Origin of the sequence: Microbulbifer variabilis, assembly GCF_020524905.1 — a bacterium.
Taxonomy (GTDB): domain Bacteria; phylum Pseudomonadota; class Gammaproteobacteria; order Pseudomonadales; family Cellvibrionaceae; genus Microbulbifer; species Microbulbifer variabilis_A.
On record NZ_JAIVKI010000006.1, the window covers coordinates 145,775 to 172,089 of the forward strand.

A 26,315-nucleotide genomic window follows, 5' to 3' on the forward strand; every position below is an offset into this window, starting at 1 on the left:
GTTGAATTACCAATGAATAAAATACATTAACAAATGTATCTATCTATTTGATAAATATGTATTTATTGAATCTTAAAGTGAATTCTTAAGTGGCTGGGCTGGCCAACTAAGGCCTTGCCCAACCCCTTTTGGGTAATTGTTAGTTTGGTAGCTGTTTCGTCATTATGATGTGGTCAATATTGTAACCATGCTTACTAACTGCCAGTTCCAGCAATTCGTTAACAACAGACTCATCCAATTGTGGGGTGCGACTCAAAAGATAAAGGCTGCTGCGATTGGGATCACCCACCAAAGACCACTGGTAGGCCGGGTCCAGCTCTAAAATCCAGTAGTCGCCGTTAGTCTTGCCATTGAAGAATGAAACTGCCAGCTTGCTATTCGTGTCATCAATGGGAATAGCGGTACCTTGAACACTAATGGGGAAACCGTATTTCGGGTGTAGGATTCGGCAAAAGTTGTAGACACTAATGGTGCCATCGTCGTTGAGTCCATAGTCTGCGGTAACTGCTGTGCAAGCCGGCTGGAAGATTTGTGGCAATCTGGCGATTTCGTACCATTTGCCGACATACTGATAAACGTCCACGTAGGGGACTGTCTCAAGTTCCGGCTCATTTTCGGCCCATGAGAAATGGGCCCCTAAAGCCAGTAGAAAAACCCCCAAACTTTTTACCAAACCCTTCATAGTCACATTTCCTTGTCATTTGATTGAATCACTATCCACCGTACCAATTGTGCGATGGCAAACTCTTTACGGGAGGAAAGCTGTAACGGATTAATCAATTATTGGTTTGAAGGAAAGCTTCACAAAAACATCAAGAACGGTCAGCTTGGCCAGAGGAATTTAGCCAGACCATATGACAGTAAGAGCAAACATGACTATTTGCCTGCTAATTGGCCGGACTGCGAGGAAATAAAAATGTGTAAAAAGCCATCATTAGCGGCTTCCGTCTCACTGACATGGGCTCTTAGCTGGTGGGCGATCGTTATCAACATTCCAATTTACATGCCGTTTTCGGTCTTACATAAACTAGGGTACGTGTTTCCTAACTGGTTTTGGTACCTTTCTGGCTTTAGTACCTTCTTTGTATCTTGGGTGGGTTTTTCTCTTATGTTCTTGCAATTTGGTGGGTCCTTTCGCGAGATTACGGCTGCCAAATCCTTCGAATATTGAAAATTGTTGGATAAAGAAGAAGCAGTAAACGAGCATAAGTTGGGCTAAATTTTGAACATTCTCCCAGCGTTACCGTAAAAAGTAATTGCGACGACTATGGTTAATAACCGCTTCCATCATGGCAAACCAATAAGCAGGCCTTTCTATGTCACAGGAAATCCCCGTTGATGTACTGATCCTTGGAGGTGGTATTCAGGGGATTACTCTACTGCGGGAGTTGACACCAGAGTACTCTGTGATTCTGGTGGACAATGACCTCAGAGATGCAGAGTCGCTACATTTTCATGGCTATTTCAGCTCTGGCTGGAATGCAGCCAACCCATACGCAGCGGAGGCATATAAAAAGGCGGCCCATCGTTGGCAGCAGGAGATGGAAAATTCTGGCGTAGCGAGACAGGTTTCTGGTTTTCACGCAGCTCTTCCCCAGGAGATGCTGGATATCGTTCAGCCAAACTGGAGTGTGGCAGGCATAGCTTTTGAAGAGACCAAGCTGCCGAAGCCTTTTTCCTCAAGCAGATTGCCTGAACACCGTAGCTTTCGCTTTGCTGGTGACCTGGTGTTTGAGGATGCTGAGGTTTACCGTAGTGTTGCGACTTCAGTGAGGCAGTATATTTTTCGAGGTCAGGTAGCCTCTTTTTCCAATGATGGCCTTTGCATAAAGGAGGCGACTTTGGATTTGGGTCTTGGAGGTCGCTCTTGCAGGATAAAGCCTGAGTTGGTGATATCTGCTTGCGGAGCAGGCAATACCACTGTGCTGGAGCAGCTGCAATTGAGTGCGGAGCAGGTGCAGAATGCCCAACTGGTAAGACCCCTGCATATGTTATTGGCTAGAGGCCCCAGCACACCTGCAGTCTCCGCCTTTTTGATTGATTTAGTCGTTATGTTTCACCCTCTGGAAGGCGATGAGGGACTTTGGATTCTCACCTTGAACCCTGAGCACCCCGAGTTCCGGGCGGGGCCTATTGATATGCATATTCCTCCTGAGATTGATCGGGATTTACTCCGTACATCCATTGAGCGACTTTCCCAGGCAATGAGCGATGAGAATTTTACTTCTTGGGCGGAGGGCTGCCAGTGGAGTGTGTATGTAGGCTGGAAAACGGATGCTCCAGGGCCAGAGGGCGGGCCACTGATGCAATTGAGCTACCCCTGTCCATACCACCTCAATGATTTCGGCTTACAAAATTTCCTGGCAGTCTGGCCCAACCACTGGGGGCTCGCTATAAATGCCGCGGAAGAAGCTGGGGAATGGGTTCGAACAAGGTTAAGTTCAAAACACCCTCAGCCATCGAAAGTTGGTGGAGTTTCACCAATCGGTGACCGTGATCTTTTAATCTCAAACAAGTGGCAGCGCCAAGAGTTACCCTGGCGCTCATGGTCGGAATTTACTCAGTGGGTGGGCTACCACCCATAAAAATCCACAATTACTCACGGGGCTGCTGAGGCTTACCATTAAATGGCAGCGGCCCCAATTACTGATTCTTTCTGGTTCAGTGGTTAGTGCAGCGTCTGTAACGATTGTCTGTTCATACGCAGGGCGGGGGAGAAGCGAATCATGTCCAGCAAGGCATCAATATAGTGCTGACCAAGCTCACCCAGATCTGCAATGCGAGAGGAGAGCAACCAGTCTTCAAGGACCCCAAAGAGACCACCATGTAGCATTTGTTGGGCCAGGTCCACATCCAGGTCTGCAGGTAATTGATCGGCAGCTACTGCCATTTCCAGCAATCGTCCCATACGCTCCAGCCGTTCTGTACGACCCTGCTTGATACGGTGGGTAGACTCACACACCTCATTGATCGAATCACATGGTAGGAAAATAATCTCCAGTAGCCGTTGCCATTCATCATTGCAGGAAATTTCATCAAATAACCAAACCCAGCGAGTACGCAAGATACCCAGGGGGTCAATTTTCAATTCATCACCAGCAGCTGCACAAAGTGCTTCACCGGGTAACTGCATACGTTCGGTTAGGGCATTGAGCAACCCGGCTCTATCGCGGAAATGGCTGTGCAGGGAATCACGGGTGACTCCGGCAAGCTTCGCGACTGCCGTCAGGGAGGCGTGGGAGAGGCCGAATTCGTGAAAAACACTAATCGCGGCGTCGAGGATACGATCCCGGGTTTTGAGTATTTGCTCTTCTCTATATTTAGCCATGGGCACTGCAGCTTCTTCATTATCATAATCGCCTCATTTGACCGCATATTCATTGCCGTTCACCGCATGAAAATAAATGAGACCTTAGTGCAAACCCTTGAAAACACTGGGTAAAAGTGCATGGTAGTCGATAATTACGCGCTGATGAATAGTTGATCGGCTTTCATCACTGCACATAAAATACGAAGTCATTGGAGTTAGACCTTCCTGTCACTTTCTCTTTTCCCCGCAACTGACCGCAGTACCCAGGCTGTCAGCCCCTGACCGAGGTAAACATGCTCAACAAAAAAGCGTTCATCAGTCTTCTGATCACAAGCTCATTGCTTGCGGCCTGTGATGAAAAGGCCGTCGCGCCGCAGATGATGGCGCCACAGGTGACTGTGGTTACGCTGGAATCTGAGCCCGTTACTCTTACCCGGGAACTGCCTGGGCGCACTTCACCTTTCAAGGTGGCGGAAGTTCGCCCACAAGTTAATGGCATCATAAAACAGCAAATGTTCCGTGAAGGGAGCCGAGTTGATGCCAATCAGCCGCTTTACCAGCTGGATGACGCCATTTACCAAGCGGATGTGGATAGTGCTCGGGCTAAGTTACAGGGCGCTAATGCGGCAATGAATATTGCCCGTCTCAAGGCGGAACGCACCTTGGGTCTAATCAAGAACGGGGCGGTCAGCAAGCAGGAAAACGATGCTGCTGAGGCGGATTTACAGGAGGCTCGCGCTGATGTGGCGTCGGCCAGGGCCGAGTTGCAAAGAGCGGAAATCCAGCTGGACTACGCCCAAATTACTTCTCCAATTACCGGTCGTATTGGTAAATCCACCGTTACCCAGGGCGCTTTAGTGACGGCCAATCAGGCGGCAACTTTGGCCACTGTGCAGCAGTTGGACCCGATTTATGTGGATGTCACACAGTCGGCTGCTGAGCTGGTTAGCCTGCGTCGGGCCCTACAGGCGGGTAGCCTTGACGATGCTACGCATCTGCCGGTGAAGATTTTGTTGGAGGATGGCAGCGAGTTTGAACATCAGGGCAAGCTCGAGTTTGCTGAAGCCAGTGTCGACCCCTCTACCGGCAGTGTGTTACTGCGGGTAGTCGTCCCCAACCCGGACAACATGTTGCTACCAGGCATGTATGTGCGCGCAATTATTGGCAGTGGCGTACGTGAGAATGCCATCCTGGTGCCCCAGCAAAGCATTGCAAGGGACCCCAAGGGCAATACTTCGGCCATGGTGGTCGACGAAGAAAATATTGTCGCCCAGCGTTCGGTGCGGGTTAGCCGCACAGTCGGCGATCGCTGGTTGGTGGAAGGGGGGCTCCAAGCAGGTGATCGTGTAGTGGTGGCTGGATTACAGAAAATCAGGCCCGGCGCTCCGGTTCAGCCCAGTGAGCGCCAGGACGAACAGCCACCTGCGGCAGCCGGCGATGAGAAAGCCGCTGCTGGGCAGGGTTCCTGAGGGTAGGGTTTATGGCGAGCTTTTTTATCAATCGACCTATCTTTGCCTGGGTCCTGGCCATTATCGCTATGCTGGCGGGCGTCCTGTCGATCAGTAACCTGGCGGTGGAGCGCTATCCGAATATCGCACCGCCCTCAATCAATATCGAGGCGAGCTATCCGGGTGCTTCCGCAAAGGTGGTGGAGGACTCGGTCACGCAAATTCTTGAGCGAAATATGAAAGGCCTGGATGGCCTCCTCTATATGTCAGCCACCAGCCAATCTAATGGCGGTGTGTCTATCTCTCTGACATTTGAGAATGGCACCGACCCGGATACTGCACAGGTGCAGGTTCAGAATAAAGTACAGCTGGCAATGCCACTGTTGCCCCAGGAAGTGCAATTACAGGGGGTCAATGTCAGTAAGTCCCGCGGTGGCTTCCTGATGGTTGCGGGTTTTGTGTCCGAAGACGGCAGCATGAACCGCAGCGATATTGCCGATTATATCAATTCGGCCATTGTGGACCCGGTCAGCCGGGTACCTGGCGTTGGTAATGTGCAAGTGTTCGGCTCCAAGTACGCCATGCGTATCTGGCTTGATCCCAATAAGCTGACGACCTATGACCTCACTCCCAGTGATATTGCAACAGCTGTACGGGCGCAAAATGCCCAAGTTGCTGTTGGCAGTCTTGGTGGTGCGCCAGCCGTACCGGGGCAACAGCTGAATGCCTCTATTACCTCACAAGGGCGCTTGCAGACACCGGAACAATTCCGGGAAATTGTGGTGCGCGGCAATGATGACGGCTCCCTGCTTCGTCTCGGTGATGTCGCCCGCGTAGAGTTGGGAGCAGAAAACTATGAGTTTATCTCCCGCTATAACCGCCAACCCGCCACCGGTATCGCCATTAATCTGGCCACCGGCGCTAACGCACTGGAAACTGCCGAGGGTGTTAAGGCAAAACTCAAAGAGTTGGAACCCTTCTTCCCTCGGGGTCTTACCTCGGTAGTACCGTTTGATACCACGCCTTTCGTTGAGGTATCCATCAAGGGTGTGATCAGCACATTGATAGAAGCGATTGTGCTGGTTTTCCTGGTGATGTACCTGTTCCTGCAAAACTTCCGCGCAACCCTGATCCCCACTATCGCGGTACCGGTGGTGCTGCTGGGCACCTTTGCGGTGCTCGCAGCATTGGGCTTCTCGGTCAATATGCTCACCATGTTCGCCATGGTATTAGCCATCGGCTTGCTGGTGGATGATGCCATTGTGGTGGTGGAGAACGTCGAGCGGGTAATGCGTGAAGAGGGCTTATCGCCGAAGGAAGCCACGAAAAAATCGATGCACCAAATTACCGCGGCGCTGATTGGTATCGGTGTGGTGTTATCGGCGGTGTTTGTACCTATGGCCTTTATGGATGGCGCTACTGGCGTAATCTATCGTCAGTTCTCAGCAACCATTGTTGCCGCTATGGCCCTGTCGGTGCTGGTGGCTATTATTCTGACGCCCGCACTTTGTGCCACGCTGCTTAAACCGCTATCTAAGGGCGAGGTCCACGGAGAAAAAGGCTTTTTCGGTTGGTTCAACCGCAATTTTGAGCGCGGCAGCCAGCGTTATCAAAGTGGGGTCAAGGGAATCTTGAAACGCAGTGGCCGCTTTATGCTGCTGTTTGTGGCATTGTCTGCAGTAATGGCTTTCCTGTTCCTGCGTCTGCCAAGCTCCTTCCTGCCGGATGAAGACCAAGGGGTGCTTTTCTCTATGGTGCAGGCACCAGTGGGTGCAACCCAGGAACGCACCATGGAATCTATCCGCAAGGTAGAAGATCAATTTTTGGATAATGAACAGGACACAGTAAAGTCAGTATTTTCGGTACAGGGCTTTAGCTTTGCCGGCAGCGGCCAGAATACCGGTATCGCTTTTGTGAATATGGAAGACTGGTCCAATCGGAAAGAAGAATCGCAAAGTGCTGGAGCGGTCGCCATGCGTGCCATGGGCGCGCTGATGCAAATCAAGGATGCCATGGCCTTCGCCTTTGCACCGCCGCCCTTACCTGAGTTGGGTTCCACTGGTGGATTTAACTTCTATCTTCAGGATAACGGCAACTTGGGACACGAAGCGCTGACGGCAGCGCGCAATCAGTTTTTGGGGATGGCGGGGCAGAGCAAATTGCTCTCTAACGTTCGCCCCAATGGTCAGGAAGATACGCCGCAATTTCGAGTAAAGATCGACAATGCCAAGGCCGCGGCCCTCGGCTTGTCGATAGCCGAGATAAATAGCGCATTGAGTACCGCTTGGGGTGGTTCCTATATCGATGACTTTATCGATCGTGGCCGGATTAAGCGGGTTTATATGCAAGCGGATGCGCCTTATCGCATGATGCCGGAAGACTTCCAGCTCTGGTCGGTACGCAATAATAAAGGCGATATGGTGCCTCTATCCTCCTTTGCCAGCTTCTCCTGGGAGTATGGATCTCCTCGCTTGGAGCGCTACAACGGCGTGCCTTCTATGCAGATCAATGGCCAGGCCGCAGCGGGTGTCAGCTCTGGCGAGGCCATGTTGGAGGTGGAGAGGTTGGTAGCCCAGTTGCCGGCTGGGGTCGGTCTTGAATGGAGCGGACTTTCTTATCAGGAGCGCGCCGCCGGTGCACAGACGCCGCTGCTTTATAGCTTGTCATTGCTGATCGTATTCTTGTGCCTCGCCGCTCTCTACGAGAGCTGGACAGTGCCGACCGCCGTATTGCTAATGGCGCCCCTGGGGATTCTCGGTGCCGTATTGGCCAACAGCTTGCGCGGTATGGAGAGGGATATTTATTTCCAAGTCGCCATGTTGACTACTGTCGGCTTGACCAGTAAGAACGCCATTTTGATTGTGGAGTTTGCCAAGCAAAACCTGGAAAGTGGAATGGAATTGGTAGAAGCAACCATGCGGGCAGTCCGCGATCGCCTGCGCCCAATTTTGATGACCTCACTGGCTTTTGGTTTGGGGGTTCTTCCACTGGCGATAGCCACTGGTGCCGGTTCCGGCGCACAGCGTGCGATTGGAACCGGGGTTCTGGGAGGAATGGTTGTGGGCACGCTACTGGGTATCTTTTTTATTCCGTTGTTCTTTGTGGTGGTGCAGAGGCTGTTTGGACGTAAAGCTAACAGTACTGATACTGGGAAGGATCAAGTTCTTGCCAGTAAAAAGACAGAAGCTGCGGAAGCTTTGTAAGTCTCAAGCCAGAGAAAAGCCAGGCCGCATTTCCCGGCCTGGCTTTTTTGTATTCGCTCTTTGATAGAGCGCAGCACTAATGTAAGTGAATTTATCAATCCGAGGGCTGGCAGTAGCTTCGGCTATTTTCTTCGCCTCACTTTCGCCTGATGCAGTTGCTAAGAGGCATCTCGACATTTCTGCTTTTAGTTTGAAATTTTCAAGCTCACCTTCAATTTTTCAAGTTCTTTGCGATATGATCCGCCGTTATTGCATTCACAATAGGTCCGGCCATGATCCGTTGCCACCTCGCTCACCTGACGGGGGGCGGAAAATGAAGATTGCCGACACCATGCATGAGACCCGTCTCAGCCGTAATACCGTGATGTTGATAGACAAAGAAACCGCACAAAAAATCGACACCGAAGCCCTGGATACGCTTTGCCGCCTGTTCCAGTGTGATATTAGCGATATGTTGGAGCTCACCGATGAGCCGTAGTAAACGCCATGTCATGATCAGTTGGATTGGCGCCAATGATTTGAAGAATACCTCTGGCGGTGCGGCAGATGGAAAGCCCCTGGGCCCTATCGCCTCCACCCTAAAGTCTCAGTCATTTGATTCGGTTGAGCTGCTCTACAACTATCCGGAAACTGAAGTTAAACCCTATTTACGCTGGCTCTCCGAGCAGGTCGATATGCCGATTAAGGCCTATCGTGAGTCGCTGGTCTCGCCGGTGGATTTTTCGGCGATCTATGAGGCGGCCGATAAAAACCTGGCCAGGCTTGTGGCAGAGGGCAGCGAGCTTTCTATATTGCTAAGCCCCGGCACTCCGGCTATGCAATCTATCTGGATACTGCTGGGTAAAACGCGCTACCCCAGTCGTTTCTATCGAGCCTCCATCGAGGAGGGCGTTGAAGAGGTAACCCTGCCTTTTGAATTGTCGGCGGAGTATATTCCCGCAGCCAAAGATCTGAGTAGCTCAAAAATCAGCCAGCTGTCTGAGGTGAGCACGCCGGTGGATGCTGCTTTCGACAGTATCATTACCCGCAACCCGGATATGCAGAAGCTGAAGGCGCAGGCCCAGGTTCTGGCCGAACGCGATGTTCCGGTATTGATCTACGGTGAGACGGGTACCGGCAAGGAGCTGTTTGCCCGCGCCATCCACAATGCCAGTGATAGGGCTAGCCGGCCCTTTATTCCCTTAAACTGCGGTGCGATTCCGCCGGAACTGGTGGACTCGGTTCTGTTTGGCCACACCAAGGGCGCCTTTACCGGTGCAACCTCCGATAAGCCTGGGGTGTTCGAACAGGCCCATGGGGGCACCCTGTTTTTAGATGAGTTCGGCGAGCTGGAGCCCAGCGTACAGGTGCGGCTATTGCGGGTACTCCAGGAGGGTACTTTTGTTCCTGTTGGTGGCACCAGGGAAAAGCGGGTGGATGTCCGCCTGATCAGCGCCACCCATCGCAACTTGATGGAAGCCGTTGCCAATGGCACTTTCCGCGAAGACCTGTTCTACCGCATTGCCGTTGGCGTGCTGCACTTGCCACCACTGCGTGAGCGAGAAGGGGACCTTTCACTGCTGGCTGGCATGATCTTGGAAGCCCTGAGCGAGCAAGATGTGGGCTTGCAGGGTAAGAAATTGTCTCCCGATGCGATGAATCTTATCCTCAAGCACCCCTGGCGGGGCAACGTGCGTGAGTTGCAGTCCAGCTTACTGCGAGCAGCGCTGTGGTGTCAGGGGGATACGATTATTGCGCAGGATGTGCGTCAGGCATTGTTTCAAATGCCCGAGAAAAACTCGGGACTGCTGGATAAAGATGTATCGAAAGGCATTGATTTACAGGGCTTATGTGATGATGTAATGCGGCATTATATTCCCCTCGCATTCGACGCAGCCCAAGGCAGGAAAACCAAGGCAGCGGAGTTATTGGGTTTCAATAGCTACCAAACCCTTGAGAATAAAGTGAAGAAATTGAGTATTAGCTAGCTGCTGTCAGTTTGGAGTTGGAGCATAGGTGTAGCCGTATAAACTACTGGGAAGCTGGTTGGGGTAAGAGAAGTAGAGCAAGAATAAATAAATTTACTTTGAGGTAAAAAACGTTATCTTTTGGTGTTTGCGGCCAAACAATGTTTATGGGGTTGCTCCATCATTTTTCAGGCCTCCATTGGGGACTTTAGGGTGCGGTCTTAGCGGCTGATCGATGGTGTGCAGTATTTAACCTGAGGTGGCGCCCGCAGAGTGGATTTTATTTCAACTTGTTGATATTAAAGAGCTTATTTCGAGATTTTGCATTCACTATAGCGAGTGTTCGACGGTCGAAAGTGGTGGTGTAAAGAAGGAAGCAGCGCAACTATTGAGGCTGAAGAGCCCTCAGGGATTGATCACCTGAATGGAAAATTCGGTGTAAATCAATGGTCGCTAAGTTGTTGGCACGACACCTGCACTAGCAGGGATATGGAAATAATAAAATTTATGCAGTCACAGAATTTTGAGCACTTAAGACCCTACTGGCCAGATCTTGCCAGTTTAGGGGGCCACGCTGAGCAATACGTTTATGACGACCCGCAAAGTGCATTGATCAAGCTTCGTTGTTTTGCCGAGAAGCTGGTGGGTATTGTCTACCGGGAATGGCGCCTGCCCAGTTTGCCCAATGAGAAGTTTATTGATCGCCTGGAAAACCACGCCTTTGCTTCGGTAGTCGACCAGGCCATCATCGATAAATTGCATGCGATTCGCAAAGAAGGCAATAAGGCAGCACACGAGGGTAAGTTTGGCAAAGGTAGTGGCCCCTGGTTACTCAAGGAAACGCATATTCTGAGTTGCTGGTTACTGCTGTCTCTTAAAAAGGGGAGCAAAGGTGACTTAACGCCTTTCAAAGAGCCAGCCAAAACTGTTTCGGCTGAAGCCTTAAGCAAGGCTGCCGTGAAAGAGCTGAAGGCCAGTAAACAACGTGAAGCTGAACATAAAGCTCGTCTCGAGCAGGCCATGGCCGAACTTGAAGCCGCGCAACAAGCTGAGATTGAAGCGCAGCGAGAAACGGCCAAGCTAAAAGCACAACTCGATGAAGCGGCAATCAATGCGCACAAACAAGCCAGTGATAATGCTAAAAACCAGCTGGAGCTTAACGAAGCGCAAACACGCCGTCGCCTGATTGATACGGAATTGCACAGCCGTGGGTGGGATATTGACCTTATTAAAGGCAAAAATACCGAAGAAGTCAGCTTTGAGGAAAAAGTCGACGGCCAGCCAACCGCTACGGGTATCGGCTACTGTGACTATGTGCTCTGGGATGACAACGGTAAACCGCTCGCAGTCATCGAAGTCAAGCGCACGCGCGAGAATGCCGAAAGGGGCCGTCAGCAAGCCAAGCTTTATGCTGATGCACTAGAAAAGCGGTACGGCCAGCGTCCAGTTATCTTTTATACCAACGGTCACGACATCTTTATCTGGGATGATGCGCAAAAGCTCGCCCCCCGCAAACTCTATGGCTTCTACTCCAAGAGCAGTTTGCAATACCTTGTGGGTCAGCGCAGCACCCGACAAGACCTCAATGCCACACCGGTGGCAACCGATATCGCTGGTCGGATGTACCAGCTCGAATCCATATCAAGAGTGTGTGAGCGATTCAGCCAAGGTCACCGCAAAGCTCTGATAGTGCAGGCCACAGGAACCGGCAAAACCCGCGTCGCTATCGCACTCACCAAGCGTATGATTGATGCCCGCTGGGCCAAGCGTGTGCTCTTTCTCTGCGACCGTAAAGAACTGCGCAAACAGGCGGGTAAGGCTTACAACGAGTTTACCAACGAACCGCTCTATATTGTCGGCAAGAGCAAAAAAGAACACCGCAAAAAATCGCAGATCTATGTAGCGACTTACCCCGGCATGATGAAAATCATGGAGGAGTTTGATCCCGGCTACTTTGACCTGATTATCGCCGATGAATCGCACCGCTCTATCTACAATGTATTCGGTGATCTGTTTAAATACTTTGATGCTTTTCAACTGGGCCTCACCGCCACGCCGGTTGAAATGATCAGCCGCTCCACCAGTCAGTTGTTTGGTTGTGATTACAAAATGCCAACCGCCAACTACCCGCTGGAGCAGGCGATTGAAGACAAGCACCTCGTCCCCTTTAAAGTCGTCACCCATACCACCCAATTTTTGCGTGAGGGTATTCAGGGTAACAAGCTCAGCGATGAGCAGATCGCTGAACTGGAAGATCAGGGCTTTGATCCCAATGAGCTGGATTTTAAAGCGGCTGCAATCGATAAAGCCGTTTTTAACAAAGATACCAATCGCGCCATTCTGCGCAATCTAATGGAAAATGGTCAACGCCTGGCCGATGGCCAAACACTGGGCAAGTCCATGGTGTTCGCCCGCAATATTCAGCATGCGGAATTACTCAACACGCTCTTTGCTGAGTTGTATCCTGAGTACGGGGGTAACTTCTGTCGAGTGATCCACTCCAAGTACGAGCGGGCTGAAGAGCTGATCGATGATTTCAAGGCTACCGATGGTAAAGACTCCGAAATTACTGTGGCCATCTCCGTAGATATGCTCGATACCGGTATCGATGTGCCCGAGGTACTCAACCTTGTTTTCGCCAAGCCGGTAAAATCTAAAGTGAAATTCTGGCAGATGGTGGGGCGGGGCACTCGCCTGTGCCCGAATCTCTTTGGCCCCGCCACCGATGGCAGCGATGACAAAAAGAAATTCCTGATCTTTGACCACTGGGCCAATTTCGAATACTTCGAAATGGAGCCGGAAGAGGAAGAGCCCCGCCAAAGTAAATCGCTCAGCCAAAAACTCTTCGAAGCACGCCTGGCTTATGCGGAAGAGGCCCTCAAGCGTGGCGAGATGGAAAGCTTTGGTAAAATGGTCCTCTTGATCAAGCAGGATATTGACGCGCTGGATGACAACACTATAGCGATCAAAGATAACTGGAAGCTCAAGCAGCAGCTGAGTCAGATCGAAGTATTGCAGCAGTTTGCCCCAGCCACTATAGCGCTGCTTTATGACCAAATGGCCCCGTTGATGCAATGGCGTAATATCCAGGGCGAGAGCGAGGCCTTAAAATGGGATCTCGATATCGCCACGGCCCAGTATGCTCAGCTCTGCCAGCCCAAATTATTGGAGCCCGTCAGAGAGCAGGTGCTCAGCAAAGTGCGCAGCTTATCCATGCACTTGAACCAGGTGCGCAACAGGGCCTTGGATGTCAATGCGCTGCAACAAGATGAATACTGGGCGACACCGAGCTTCGAGAAGCTGGAGCATAGCCGCCAGCAGCTCCGCCCGGTTATCCATCTACGGGACAAGGGCGCAGTGCCCCCAGTGGCTCCGATCCCTATCTACGATATCAAAGAGGACAGGGCGGAATATCGGGTGGAGGAACGCAAAACAAATATTCGCACCATCGACTACGAAATCTACCGGCAAGAAGTGGAAAAAACACTGACGCCGTTGTTCGACAAAGACCCGGTGCTGCAGAAAATCCGTGCCGGAGAGCCGGTCACAGCCGCGGAGCTGGATACCCTCAATGCATTGGTGCACACACAAAACCCCAGCGTCGATCTTGGGCTATTGGCTGAGTTTTACCCGGAGTCCAGTACCGGCGTCGATCAGCTGCTGCGCACTATTATCGGCCTGGACGTGGTGGCGATTGAGCGGCAATTTACCGCGTTTGTGCAAGCGCATCACATCAATCTCAGCGCCCTCCAGCAACGCTTTTTAGGGCTGCTTAAAAGCGAGATTTGCCGCAAAGGGCAGATGACAATCGCAGATCTCTACGAGCAACCGTTCAAAGGCCTGCACCAGGACGGAATCGACGGACTGTTCCAGGAACACCAAGCGGAGCTGATCGCCAAATTTGTGGCAGGCTTCACGGTCGAAACAAAAACACAGAAATCACAGCTCAACGTGCCAAGCCAAGCTTCAGAGAAAGCTTCAGAGCAAGCGCAGCCCGTTGAGTAATTTAGAGTTGTACTAAAAAAGCGGAAGGAAAGTTCACACTGCACTCGGGACCGTATGCGGCATGGATGCCGATGACGAGCGTACAGGGATGTATTCACAGCGCGTATCGAGAGCAGAGTGACCTTTCCTTCCGACCTAGTAGTAAGAGAAGTAACATGATTACAGGCGCACTAAAAAGCAATATCGACAAACTCTGGGAAGAGTTTTGGACCGGCGGGATTACCAATCCCCTCACCGTGATCGAGCAGATCACCTTCCTGATGTACGCACGCCTGCTGGATATGAACGAGACCACCGACGAGAAAAGGTCCCGGCGTACCGGCAAGACTTTTAAGCGCCGCTTTAACAGAAAGCAACAACACCTGCGCTGGCACAAGCTGATGCATATCGAGTCCGCCGACAAATTGTTGGAGACCGTGCGCGATGAGCTGTTCCCTTACTTCAAGGAGAGCAGTGCCGTGAGCAACGAGGGCACGCTGTTTGCCGAGTTTATGAAAGACGCCCAGCTGATGATCCAGAAGCCCTCGCTGCTGGTTCGCGCGCGGGATATGGTCAATGACCTGCCGCTGGAGAAAGGGGATACCAAGGGTGACCTCTACGAGTATCTGCTCAGCAAGCTGACCACCGCCGGTATCAATGGCCAGTTCCGCACCCCGCGCCATATTATTCGCGCCATTATCGAATTGATGGACCCCGACGCAACCGACCGCATCTGTGACCCGGCCTGCGGCACAGCAGGTTTTTTAAGCACCACTTACGAATTTATCCTGCAAAAGTACAGCTCGCCGGAGGGCACCATTACTGAGCGGGTCACCAATGAAAAAGGTGAGCAAGAAGAGCAGACCCTCTATACCGGTGATCTTCTGTCCAAGCACCGCCGGCATGTGGACCGCGATATGTTCCACGGCTTCGACTTCGATGCCACCATGTTGCGTATCGCCGCCATGAACCTGGTGATGCACGGTGTGGCCCAGCCGGATATCCACTATCAGGACACCCTGAGCCAGGGCTTTATAGACAGTTTCCCTAAAGAGGCCAAAGAGGGCTTCGACCTGGTGCTGGCAAACCCGCCGTTTAAGGGCAGCCTGGATGAGGAGGATGTCGATCCGGAAATCCTGCGCACGGTGAAAACCAAAAAGACCGAGCTGTTGTTTGTCGCCCTGATCCTGCGCATGCTTAAAGTAGGAGGGAGAGCAGCTGTTATCGTTCCCATCGGAGTAGTAGAGGGAGAAACTAGAGCGCATACGAAGTTAAGGAAAGTATTATTGTCTAACCAAGTAGAGGCCGTTATAGGCTTGCCGCATTGGATTTTTAAGCCATATGCCAGCGTGGCCACAGCTGTATTGATTTTCTCGAAAGGAGGGAATACTGATAAGGTATGGTTCTATGGTCTTCAAAATGATGGTTACTCAGATGGGGCTAAAAAGGAAAAAATCCCCGGTTCTGAATTATCAAATTTAGTGTCTTTATATAAAAATAGATTTAGCAGTAAATACAAAGAAGTTAGATCCAAGCACCGCTTCGTGAGTATTGATGAAATTAAAGATAATAATTTTGATTTGTGCCCTAAAATATATCTTAGAGATTATGAGCACCCTAAAAATGTACCGACCAAAAGGCTCGGTGAGTTGTTTGATATTTCAAGGGGTACTATTGGTGCGGCTGAAGCTATGAGTTCAGCAGAAAAATTTGACTTTATTACTACATCAGCAGATTTCAAAAAATACAATAGTTACTCATTTGATAGTGAAGCAGTTTGTATTCCTTTGGTTTCATCTACAGGTCATGGCCATGCCAGCATCAATAACATTCATTATATTGATGGGAAATTTGAAGCGGCTACGATAATGGCAGTGTTGACCCCAAAAGAGAGCTATAAAAACACCAGCCTTACTAAATATGTATATTCATATCTTTTATCTCATAAAGATGACGTTCTAGTTCCTTATATGAAAGGGGCTGCAAATGTATCTTTAACTGTTGATCGAATCGCAAGGATCAAAATTTCATTTCCTAATAAAAGATCCAGAGATGGTATTTCTAAAATGATTTTTGAAACAAAAGAATCGATTTCTTTATTAAGGGAGTCTCTGAGAGAGGAAGAGGAGAAGTATCGAGCTTTAGTTAAGAGTGTTAAAAACTCACTTTGATGGAAAAATATTATAGGTGACTTTATTTTAACCACTCGGCAAGATGATTTTTCACCATCAGGAAAATCATCTTCTTAAGATCAATTGTTGTTGGGTAGAAAGCTATTCTTCACACTTTGGGGTTGTTCCATCTTTGTAATAATTTGGGCCCTTCCCATCGTAGTAAGAAATCAAGTAATAGCCGAACCTCATCTCACGTTTGTGATTGAGCAATGTCAAGAGGTAGTATTTATCCGCATGCCGGTCCGCAGAGTCATTTTCCCATAGTGATATGTCTATTTATCCACGTAAACTTTATACTTTGATGCTCGCTCTAGCTGTACCTATCGAAGTGTGAACTATAATTCCCCCACTAACGCTCCCCCAATATCATTGTATTACCCCGCAATAGTCCAGCTACTCAAATGCCGCAGAGGTATTCTTCAGTGAACCACTGAATAGCAAGCATAAAGAAATTTACCTCTACATAAATTAAGTTATCCTATTTTGCCGTCAATCATTTTGGTTTTTCTTCTAACATACTGATTTATATACAAAAAATAACTTGGCATAGAAGTTGACTGTTATCTCATAACTTAATCAAAAAAGGAAATAAGTTATGGGATACGAAGTTGATTTTCTCGGTGTGGGTGATGAATCCAAAAGCGGGGATGCGATTGCGATCCGCTTCGGCAACCTGCATGGCGGCCGGGACGAGCAGACCGTGGTAGTAATCGACGGGGGCTTTAAAGATACAGGGGCGGCGCTGGTGGCGCATATCAAGGAGCATTTCGGCACGGATCAGGTGGATATTGTAATCAATACCCATCCAGATCAGGACCATATTAACGGCTTGGAGACGGTGTTGGATGAGCTGGATGTGAAAGAGTTGTGGATTCACCAGCCCTGGGAGCACAACCAGGGGCTGGCCCAACACTTCAAAGATGGCCGGGTGAGCGATTGCAGCCTTGGCGAGCGCTTAAAACAAAACCTGGAAAAGGCTTGGTCACTGGTTCAACTTGCCGAGTCAAAGGGGGTGGTTATTCGCGAGCCCTTTACCGGCGAGCAGGATACCAGCGGCACACTGAAGGTCTTGGGCCCGTCCCTCGAATATTACGAATCCCTAATCCCCGATTTTGAAGGTATGCCGGAACGGGCCTCCATAACCGAAGCAGTACAGAGTATCTTTGATAAGGCTGTGGCCGCGCTCAAACGCTTCTTCGCGACCTGGGGTGATGACCAGATCAATGACGAGGGCGTAACTTCCGCAAAAAATAATTCCAGCGTGATCACCCAGCTGGTTATCGATGGACGAAGGTTACTGTTTACCGGGGATGCAGGGATTCAGGCGCTTGAAATGGCGGCTGACCAAGTGGATGGTTGCACCAGCGGCGCCGAACTCAAGTTGATGCAGATACCTCATCATGGCAGTAAGCGTAATATCGGCACCACGGTTTTGAACCGCTTGATTGGGCACCCAGTAATACAGGGAGAGTCTCGCGGCATTACCGCTATTGCCTCAACCGCAAAAGAGGGCGAGCCTAAACACCCGAGAAAGGCGGTGATGAATGCGTTTACTCATCGCGGGGTAGGCGTCTTGGCAACCCGAGGCAATGCCATTCTCGTTAACCATGATGCACCGCAGCGAGAGGGCTGGGCATACCTTGAGCCGGAGCCCTATCACTTCGAGTACGAAGATGAGGAGGCTTAAGCATGGCTGGCCTTTCTCTGAAAACGCAAAATAGTGCTCCGCTGGCTCTACTGGTATTACTTCAGTTGTTAGCAGTGCACTGCTTAAATTCCGCATCATTCGATATCAATCTACTGACCTCAATCAAGGAGGCCGGCGGGGTGATGCTGGCCGTTGGCGCTTTGGCTGGGTGGCTAAGTTATGTACTGCCCACTGGCCTAAAGAACACCCTGGTATTCCTTCGCCTGAGGAATGTGTTGCCCGGACATCGCTTTATTCAGCTGTCGGAAGCCGATCCGCGTATAGATACTCAGTTACTCAAAGAAAAAGTACCGGGCTATGAAACCCTCTCGTTGGATCACAAGGGGCAAAATAGTTACTGGTATCGAGAGTTTTATCGACCTGTAGCTGACCAGCATGAGGTGGCTTCTACGCACAAGTCCTATTTGCTCTACCGGGATGCGGCAACGGTTTCACTGTTGTGCGCCGCAATTTTTGTATTGGCAAAGCTGCTATTAACTGAATCGATGTCTGCGTTTGAGTTAGGTTCCGGCGCGGTGTTCCCGCTGGCCGCTTTGGGTTTTGCTCTGGCTGCCGGTAATGCTGGGCGCAGGTTGGTGACAACGGCAGTGGCGATTAGTATGGCCAAAGCTGCAATGGCTTCAGATCAGGTAACGGCTTCCAGCTAAACCACTTTATATCTATCGATAGTGTGGACGTTCCCCTGTTTGTGCCACCTCTAAGTATCTGGCGGTCATTGAGGAAGCGCTTCCAATCCGGTGCGCTTTCTTATGCGCCGGAAAAGTGCGCAGATTAATCTGAATATGGTACATATAGGGGATTGGAATACAGAAACGTCCTTGTGTTTTAGGAGGTAGGACCCGCATGGAGCATAGCAAGTACGACATTATTGGCGATATTCATGGTCACGGCAGTGCATTGATTGAGTTACTCGATGTTCTGGGTTATCGGGAAACAAGCAGTGGTTATGCCCATCCAGAGCGAAAGGTCATCTTTCTTGGAGACTTTATCGACCGCGGTGAGCACTTGGTAGAGCACCGCAAGCTCCTGAAGATAGTCATGAGCATGGTCAACAATGGTCATGCCAAAGCAATTATGGGTAATCACGAGTTTAATGCCCTGGCTTATCACACCGAGGTCAATGGCAAGCCCCTTCGCCCACATACCGATAAAAATACAAAACAGCATCAGGCTTTCCTGAATGAGTACCCCGATAACGATCCAGAGAAATCTCAGGTGCTGAATTTCTTTAGATCATTGCCTCTATGGCTTGACCTGGGTCCACTGCGCGCAGTCCACGCTTGCTGGGATATGAAAAGTATTGATTTTTTGAAATCAAAAACTGACGGGGCGAAATTAACGTCTGAGTTATTGGTGGAAGCTAGCTCCCAGGGCTGTGATGCCTTCAATGCAGTGGAAACTTTGCTCAAAGGTTATGAAATTGAACTGCCTGAAGGGGTGAGCTTCCTGGATAAGGATGGCAATCACCGCTCTGCCGTCCGCGTTCAATGGTGGAAATTTTCTGCAGAAGTCCTTGGTGAGATTGCACTGCCACCTGGTATCAATATTGGTACCGCTGCAAGATTGCCTGTGCCTAGGGGTATTCCTTATTACTCCAAAGCAGATAAGCCTTGCTTTATCGGTCACTATTGGCTTAGAGGTGTGCCAGCACCTTTAACCGATAATGTTGCCTGTCTCGATTACTCCGTGGCAGGGGGCGGTAAGCTCGTTGCTTATCGATTTGATGGTGAACAGGTATTGAGTAAAGACAAGTTTGTGTTTGCGACCTAGATGCTGGCCGACTGAAGTTTTAGTTAGTTGCCGGGTTCTTTATGCTTTGAGCTGGGATTCACAAGGCGGTTTGAATAGGTGAGCTTGCCACAGTTACTGCCAGTGAATGATTAGTCATGTAATGGTTTACTGACAGACTAATGTTTTCACATGTGTCTGTATGGTTAGCAGATGGTGCAGTGACTCCCATTGCTAATGGTATTTAAGCCGAGAGGGGAGATCTACTCGGCTTGTTAGTAAGCTTCTTTATCCAACTCTGTTATGAATTGGCTTGTGAGCTTGGTTACGCAAGCTGGGCAATACGCTCATTCGCAGCAGTCAATGCTTTTTCTTTTGCATCATCTCCAGTTGCTAGCCCTTCCGTGTATATGATCTCTATATTGGTTATTCCCACAAAGCCGAGGAGTTGACGGAGAAATGCGCTCTGTGAATGCTCGTTACCGTAGTAGCCACCTCGCGCGATAAAAATAATTGTCTTCTTGTTTTTCAGTAGTCCCTCAGGCCCATTGGGTGTATAGCGGAAGGTAACACCTGCTCGGGCAATATGATCAAAATAGGTATGCAAGGTAGAAGGGACGTTGAAGTTGTACATGGGGACACCAAAAACCAGTACATCTGCAGAAGAAATTTCTTCAATCAATTTGTCTGAAAATTCCACGATGGCTTGTTGTTCGGGGCTACGTTGCTCTGCCGGAGTGGTGAAAGCTTGAAAGCGATCAAGGGTAAGATGGGGAATAGGTTCCGCCACCAGATCGCGCTGGATCACTTCTCCGTTAGGGTTTTTAGCTTTCCAGCTCGTAACATACTTTGTAGCCAGCTGGGAGGTCTGACCACCGGATTGGAACATACTGGATTGGATGTTGAGTAACTTTGCCATGTTTGGCCCTTCGCAAGTTGACTGGATCGGGCTCTATTTAAGCATCGAGTTATTCGATTAAGAATTAGAAAAAATCCGCTAAATCTATCGATTATTCCGAATGATGATAATTTGCTAATACAAGGCCTCAAGGAAGCCTCAAGGCACTTAGGGCGGCTGGATGTCGGTAGTGGAGGAGGGGGAAGCTTAGGAAAGCACACGGGTCAGCCGATAGGAGATTACCCAGAACGAATATGGAGAGATTTTCTCATAGGGATTGCTCGGAGTTAACTTTTCTAATTTATGGCTATCCGCAGTAGCTATCGAATGAGCGCCAACAGAATCTAGCCTTCAACTAAAGGCTTTAATATCTCTTCATACATAATGGACTGGATGGTCTGACCAGTTGAGCTGGCCCAGTCTATTGCAAGCTCTGCCATTAGTTGATTCGTAGTGGTAATGCCTACGCCAGCGTTTCTCATTCGCTCAAGGGAAATTTGGTCTGCGACCTGGGTTGGGGAACCACCACCGTCTGCAACAACCTGTACTTCGTAGCCACCCTCTACAGCGCTGATCGCAGGATAAACAATACACACGTCGTTTGTTAGGCCTGCCATTATCAGCTTTTTTCGACCTGTAGCTACTACGGCAGATTTGAATGGCTCAAATGTCCAGGCATCCACTACGCCTGGCCGCTTGATCCTTTGAGCGTGGGCATCGGGTGCTATCTTTTCAAGATCATCAAAGAGGGGGCCTTGAAAGTGGTCTTCTTGACTGGTTGTGAACAACAGCGGCATACCTGTTTCGATAGCGGTACGCGCTAAAGCACGCACATTTGCCAGTAGGTGCACATGGCTAATGTTACGTGCCAGTTTGACTGTCCCCACTTGATGATCAATCAAAAGCATCGCAGCGCTATCTGTTGTGAAGAGTTTTTTCATGAAACTTTGCCTGTTCTTTGTTGGCTTAAATCTCTTTGATTACCCAGGGGAAAACTCAGGCGAATAGAGATAAATAAAAGAATGGGCCGCTCGCAAAAATTCATGTCTTAAATTTAATTCCCTGGGTTTATCTTTCGCTATAAATGTTAAGAGCTTACGCCATGGTTAAACAAACCTGTGACACTAATTTGTGAAATTTCCGCCTTTACCTTTAGAACAATAAACGCGCCTAAGAAAAATGATTTACTGATCCTTGTGTCCCCGGATGATCTATAGCAGATAGAAAATAGGCCTTTAAACTATATTGGACTAACCCATGATGAAACTCTACGCCATGCCCGGGACTTGCGCTTTAGCGCCAAATATCGCTTCAGTTTGGGCCAACTTGCCGGTTGAGTTAGTGAATCTTGAGAGGGGAGAGCATCAATCTGACGCTTATCTAAAAGTGAATCCGAAAGGGCAGGTTCCCGCGCTATTGTTCGATGATGGTCAAGTTTTGACCGAAGCGTTGGCAATTCTCTTGTATATTGCTTCCTTATCAAAAGTCCCTGAGCTTATACCTCATGGACCTATGGAATGGGCAAGACAAGCTGAAGCACTTTCCTATATGAGCTCTGAAGTTCACTCGGATTTCGGCCCCCATTTTGTGCCTGAGAGATTTGCTTCATCTCCAGATGCGAAAGAAGATGTTCAGCAACATACTTATCGAAAATTAGAGGCGCATTTTCGTAGGCTAGACACCTCTTTCAAGGAAGCCGGGGGCAGTGGTTATCTTGGAGGCCGAACGGTTGTTGACGCATACCTATTCGTTTTATGTCGTTGGATTGATTCAACCCCCCTCGATCTCTCATCATTTCCTTCTCTGGCTGAATTTCGCAGTCGCCTTGAGAGTGAGAAGGCTGTGATCAGCGCGCTCAAGCGCCAAAAAATGGCCGTTTAAGAGGCCTTGACCAATACAGTTTACTTGAGCTGGTACGGGATCATACTGTCAGCGGCATCCATGCCATGTTGTCCTGCTTACCCAAGCTAATCAGTTGATTAGCTTTTATCTTTTTCTTTCGCCTCCAGTTCTTTGCTTTTCTCGAACCAGAAGTTATAGAAATCTTCTGTGACTAACTGCTCGATATTCGTGGCTTCTTCCCTCGGGCAAAATACAGTAACAGTGATTACATCATGACCCAGCTCGTTACTGGTGATGCATACTTTTGCATCCGGCCCAGCAAGTTCTACGCCCATACGGTTCTCAATGAGCTTGCAGTAGCGTTCGGCCACTTCGCGAAAGGAATCGCAGTGTTCCTTTAGGCGCTCTGCAATGAAATTCTTGGCCTGGAAAGGATTTACTTTCCCGCTTTCACGAGTGATCGAGAAAGAATGCTCGATATAGCGACGCATAAAATTCAAGTTCTTTACCGGTTGGGTAAAGAAGGCATTATTAGGGATATAGAGCGTGGTGCCGGTATATCCGTTGCCCAGCCCGTGAGGATCAATCTCTAAAAGTGTGGTGCTCAACCAGTCACTGTCGGTAACTTCACCAAACTGATCGCCAACTTTAACCCAGTCACCTACGGTAAAAGAGCGCATATTGGCCTGATAAAGTCCCCCAACCAGACACTGAACAACTTCCCGCAGGGCCAGTACGATAGCTACCGAGAAGGCGGCAATCGAAAGGGCAAACTCACGTAACTCCGTGATCCAGACAGCAATAACACCAATGACCAATAGCAGGTTGCCAAGATTGTGTACGGTATTGATTCGGCGACGTTTATCTGCCTTTGCCCAGCTGCTGCGAACAATCGTGAGTGTGGCGAACCCTCGTAGTAATAAGATAACTACGATGACACAAAAGGTGATAAAAAGTTTGCTATCGAGAATTTGTTCCAATAACTCAGGTTTCATTCGAAGGGGATTACCTCATTGTTGTTATGCGCAACAACCTCCTCTGGCTATCGCCCGGCAAGCATAGCTGTTGGGTATTGGGCCGAGAGAGATGTGGCGGGGGTATAAAAGAAGGGACGCAATGTATCTTCTCGCGCCCCTACTTGTAAATATGTTGAGGGAAAAAGCGATAGATTTGGCCAATTAACCCCTCTCCATGTATCGAAAGTCCCCATTTACAGCAGCCTACTAGCGGTAATCTGGATTGGGAAAGTCGGGCTTGCAGCCCGCATCCCAGGCAGAACGCTGGTTGCCATGAGCGGGGATCCCACCGGCGTCTTTTAGTATCCGTGCTATGTGCAAAAGGTTCCAGGTCATAAAGGAAGTGTTGCGGTTGGTAAAGTCATTCTCTGGCCCACCTGACCCGGGGTCTAAATAGGAGGGACCAGGACCGGCTTCGCCAACCCAGCCGGCATCCGCTTGTGGAGGAATCACATATCCCAGATGTTGTAGGGAATAGAGGATATTCATCGCACAGTGTTTAGCGCCATCCTCATTACCGGTGATCAGACAACCGCCGACTTTTCCGTAATAAGCATACTGCCCCTGATCATTCAGCGTTGATGAATTGGCATAAAGGCGCTCAATAGTTTGTGTACAGATAGAGGATTTATCGCCGAGCCAAATGGGGGTTGTGACCACCAGGATGTCTGCCTCGCTAACCTGACAATAGATTTTAGGCCAGTCATCATTTTCCCAGCCGTGCTCGGTCATATCCGGATAAACGCCGAAGGCAATATCATGATCTACCGGTCTGAGCACACTTACTGCAACGCCATTTCTTTCCATAATCGCTCGTGAAATATCAATTAGCCCATCGGTGTGGGAGAGTTCTGGTGTTGGCTTGAGGGTACAGTTAAGAAATAGGGCCTTCAGATCTGAGAAGTCCCAATGGCTGGATTCACAGTCCTTGATTTGCTGTTTGTTCAGGGGCATCTCTGATCTCCTTTTCACTGCGCAGTATTGAACGTGCGCCAAGATGTGAATACAGGTATAGCAGTCAGAAAATAAAATACGTTATCAATAGAGCCTATTGATATATTGTTTAAAAGCACAATGAAATCGGCGGCTACTGAAGGCAAAGGCCGTCACAGATTAGATTGCGAGTGTCTCAACAATTGGTCGTGATGATACTAGAGGTATGAAGCCGTTATTTTGCTGTTGCAGTTTTGTTGGTTGAAATTTGATCTGGCGTATCTCTTGCAAAAGAGACTGAAAATTTTAGGAGGCCGCTGAATTATTCCGCTACTTTAGTTATTTATAGTTAGCGAATGATAAATAGAGGTTCCCGATGGAAGCGAAACAACACCCTACATATAGAATACTCTCGGCAGCCATAATTCTGACGGCTCTTCATTCCGGTCAATTAAGTGCAAACCCTGACATGAAAAACTCATTAGATGGCACCTGGTGCGCGGTCGATGGGGAGTCATTCATTTTATATGAAAGCCAAAATGATGCTTTAAATGTAGGTAAAGATATATTCTGTCGAACTTTTAAAGTTCTGAAGCAAACAAAGTCGGGAGGCGGGGGTAGATTCATTGATACATTCAAGAAGCCTACAGAATTAAAACATAAAGTAGGTGGTGTTGAAGAGACGAAAAATGGGGCTACGGTTAGCAAGGATATCGGCATATTTGCCTTTTCAAATACAGGTGATACCGTTCGCATAGTGACGGTCGACGTTTCTGATGAAAGTGTGGGCAACTTTACTCTCGATAGTAGCGGGAAAATGCATGGATTTATCGAGGAGGTAACTTCTGATGCCCATGTTCATGAAGCACATGTTGGTGTCTTGTCCTTATTAAGAGCTCCAAAGCCGAAACAAACTGATTTTGATAAGGAATGGGATACGACCTTTAAAGCGACACATAAAGATATTATACGCGGAGCTAAAGAGCCTATACGCCCAAGATAACCTATATGCTTGGGGAGAGTGGAGAAAGCCAGCTAACTACAGGCTGGCTTCCCTCCAAACAGGCAAGACAGAAACTCTAAGGCACACATACCGGCCAGCGGCCGTTGAAAAGAGCGATACAAGAACAAAGTCCTCTGCGGGGAGGACTATTCGGCCCCAGCTATTGTCCGTGAGTTAAAGTGTTGCTGCTCAGTGCAAGCTTGTAGCACTTTCCAATAAATATTACAGGCTGAAGGGAGCTTGTAATCTCACCATGTTTCTTCTTTGCTAACCGCTCAGACTAATAGTGTTATGAGTCTGGTTTCTTGTTTATTTAGCAGACGATTCGTATTGAAATTTCTTTGAAAAAAACACTAAATTCGTCTGAATATTTCAGGAGGTGTCGAGATTAATCCGCTACTTTATTTACTTAAAGTTAACTAATGATAAGCAGAGGTGCAGCATGAAGGCGAAACAACATCTTATATCTAAATTGCTGCCAGCGGCAGTAGTATTGGCGGCGCTTCATTCAGGTCAATTAAGTGCAAACCCTGAAATGGCAAATTCTTTAGATGGCACTTGGTGTGCGGTCGATGGAGAATCGTTCATTTTATATGAAAACAAAAAAGAGGCTTTAAACGTAGGTAAAGATATATTTTGCCGGACTTTTAAAGTCCTTAATAAAACAAAAACAGGGGGGGTTGGTCGTTTCATCGATAGTTTCAAAAAGCCTGCAGAGATAAAACACAAGGTGAGCGGTATCGAAAAAACGAAAAACGGAGCCACTGTTGGCAAGGATATCGGCATATTTGCCTTTTCTAATACAGGTGATACCACTAGTATTGTGACCGTTGATGTTTCAGATGAAAGTGTGGGCAACTTTATGCTCGACAGCAGTGGAAAAATGCATGGGTTTATCGAGGAGGTGACCTCAGATGCTCATGTTCATGAGGCTCATGTTGGTGTTTTGTCCTTCAAGAAGACTCCAGGCCCTATACCCGCAATATTTGATAAAGAGTGGCAATCGGTCTTCGACGCGACCCATAAAAAAACAGCAGCAAGACCTGCGCTCCCACCCAAAGGAAAGGGTGAGGCTTCTCGAAAAGTCCCGGGGGATGTGAAAAGTACCCAAGAGCAATAGCA

The 26,315-nt window shown here is 49.1% G+C and carries 19 protein-coding genes; 13 read left to right on the forward strand and 6 right to left on the reverse strand.

What is annotated here, in order from left to right:
• Nucleotides 1-139: 139 nt before the first annotated feature.
• Nucleotides 140-682 carry a lipocalin family protein gene (locus LC073_RS09420; protein ID WP_226646403.1) on the reverse strand — a complete coding sequence of 181 codons (543 nt, stop codon included), beginning with the start codon at nt 680-682 and terminating at the stop codon, nt 140-142.
• Nucleotides 683-1,316: 634 nt separating this feature from the next.
• On the opposite strand from LC073_RS09420, the gene LC073_RS09425 reads away from it, so the two are divergent.
• On the forward strand, nt 1,317-2,585 hold the full coding sequence (locus tag LC073_RS09425; protein ID WP_226646405.1) for an FAD-dependent oxidoreductase: 1,269 nt from the start codon (nt 1,317-1,319) through the stop codon (nt 2,583-2,585).
• Between the two features lie 83 nt (nt 2,586-2,668).
• Here the strand turns inward: LC073_RS09425 and LC073_RS09430 are convergent, their stop codons facing one another.
• Entirely contained in the window at nt 2,669-3,328 is a 660-nt protein-coding gene (locus LC073_RS09430; protein WP_226646407.1) for a TetR family transcriptional regulator, read from the reverse strand.
• 275 nt (nt 3,329-3,603) lie between these two features.
• Between LC073_RS09430 and LC073_RS09435 the strand changes: the two genes are divergently transcribed.
• The 9 genes from LC073_RS09435 (at nt 3,604) to LC073_RS09475 (ending at nt 19,543) form a co-directional block, all read left to right on the forward strand.
• Complete coding sequence (locus LC073_RS09435; RefSeq protein WP_226646409.1) at nt 3,604-4,779, forward strand: efflux RND transporter periplasmic adaptor subunit; 1,176 nt, start codon at nt 3,604-3,606, stop codon at nt 4,777-4,779.
• An 11-nt stretch (nt 4,780-4,790) separates the two neighbouring features.
• Nucleotides 4,791-7,961: an efflux RND transporter permease subunit gene (locus LC073_RS09440; protein WP_226646411.1), complete on the forward strand. Its 3,171-nt coding sequence runs from the start codon at nt 4,791-4,793 to the stop codon at nt 7,959-7,961.
• A gap of 313 nt (nt 7,962-8,274) precedes the next feature.
• Nucleotides 8,275-8,439, forward strand: coding sequence for a helix-turn-helix domain-containing protein (locus LC073_RS09445; protein WP_226646413.1), 165 nt, complete (start codon nt 8,275-8,277; stop codon nt 8,437-8,439).
• On the forward strand, nt 8,429-9,928 hold the full coding sequence (locus tag LC073_RS09450; protein ID WP_226646415.1) for a sigma-54 interaction domain-containing protein: 1,500 nt from the start codon (nt 8,429-8,431) through the stop codon (nt 9,926-9,928). Before LC073_RS09445 ends, LC073_RS09450 begins: the two co-directional genes overlap by 11 nt.
• A gap of 486 nt (nt 9,929-10,414) precedes the next feature.
• Nucleotides 10,415-13,912 (forward strand): DEAD/DEAH box helicase family protein, encoded by a 3,498-nt coding sequence (locus LC073_RS09455; protein ID WP_226646417.1) that lies wholly within the window; start codon nt 10,415-10,417, stop codon nt 13,910-13,912.
• Nucleotides 13,913-14,067: 155 nt separating this feature from the next.
• The gene (locus LC073_RS09460) at nt 14,068-16,062 is read left to right on the forward strand and encodes an N-6 DNA methylase (protein WP_226646419.1); all 1,995 of its coding nucleotides are present in this window, start codon (nt 14,068-14,070) and stop codon (nt 16,060-16,062) included.
• A 598-nt stretch (nt 16,063-16,660) separates the two neighbouring features.
• Entirely contained in the window at nt 16,661-17,752 is a 1,092-nt protein-coding gene (locus LC073_RS09465) for a ComEC/Rec2 family competence protein (RefSeq protein WP_226646421.1), read from the forward strand.
• A 2-nt stretch (nt 17,753-17,754) separates the two neighbouring features.
• Complete coding sequence (locus tag LC073_RS09470) at nt 17,755-18,420, forward strand: hypothetical protein (protein WP_226646423.1); 666 nt, start codon at nt 17,755-17,757, stop codon at nt 18,418-18,420.
• A 196-nt stretch (nt 18,421-18,616) separates the two neighbouring features.
• On the forward strand, nt 18,617-19,543 hold the full coding sequence (locus LC073_RS09475; RefSeq protein WP_226646425.1) for a metallophosphoesterase: 927 nt from the start codon (nt 18,617-18,619) through the stop codon (nt 19,541-19,543).
• Between the two features lie 283 nt (nt 19,544-19,826).
• Here the strand turns inward: LC073_RS09475 and LC073_RS09480 are convergent, their stop codons facing one another.
• Nucleotides 19,827-20,420, reverse strand: coding sequence for an FMN-dependent NADH-azoreductase (locus LC073_RS09480; RefSeq protein ID WP_226646427.1), 594 nt, complete (start codon nt 20,418-20,420; stop codon nt 19,827-19,829).
• Nucleotides 20,421-20,743: 323 nt separating this feature from the next.
• Entirely contained in the window at nt 20,744-21,340 is a 597-nt protein-coding gene (locus tag LC073_RS09485) for an isochorismatase family protein (protein WP_226646429.1), read from the reverse strand.
• Between the two features lie 316 nt (nt 21,341-21,656).
• Here LC073_RS09485 and LC073_RS09490 point away from each other — a divergent pair, with 316 nt between their 5' ends.
• On the forward strand, nt 21,657-22,280 hold the full coding sequence (locus tag LC073_RS09490; RefSeq protein WP_226646432.1) for a glutathione S-transferase N-terminal domain-containing protein: 624 nt from the start codon (nt 21,657-21,659) through the stop codon (nt 22,278-22,280).
• Between the two features lie 98 nt (nt 22,281-22,378).
• Here LC073_RS09490 and LC073_RS09495 read toward each other — a convergent pair whose 3' ends face one another.
• Together LC073_RS09495 and LC073_RS09500 are read right to left on the reverse strand one after the other, a co-directional pair.
• Nucleotides 22,379-23,236 carry a mechanosensitive ion channel family protein gene (locus LC073_RS09495; protein WP_226646434.1) on the reverse strand — a complete coding sequence of 286 codons (858 nt, stop codon included), beginning with the start codon at nt 23,234-23,236 and terminating at the stop codon, nt 22,379-22,381.
• Nucleotides 23,237-23,464: 228 nt separating this feature from the next.
• Complete coding sequence (locus LC073_RS09500; RefSeq protein WP_226646436.1) at nt 23,465-24,211, reverse strand: flavodoxin family protein; 747 nt, start codon at nt 24,209-24,211, stop codon at nt 23,465-23,467.
• Between the two features lie 355 nt (nt 24,212-24,566).
• Here LC073_RS09500 and LC073_RS09505 point away from each other — a divergent pair, with 355 nt between their 5' ends.
• A complete protein-coding gene (locus LC073_RS09505; protein WP_226646438.1) occupies nt 24,567-25,193 on the forward strand; it encodes a hypothetical protein in 627 nt (208 codons plus the stop codon).
• 442 nt (nt 25,194-25,635) lie between these two features.
• Nucleotides 25,636-26,313, forward strand: a complete 678-nt coding sequence (locus LC073_RS09510) for a hypothetical protein (RefSeq protein ID WP_226646440.1) — start codon at nt 25,636-25,638, stop codon at nt 26,311-26,313.
• Nucleotides 26,314-26,315 lie beyond the last annotated feature (2 nt).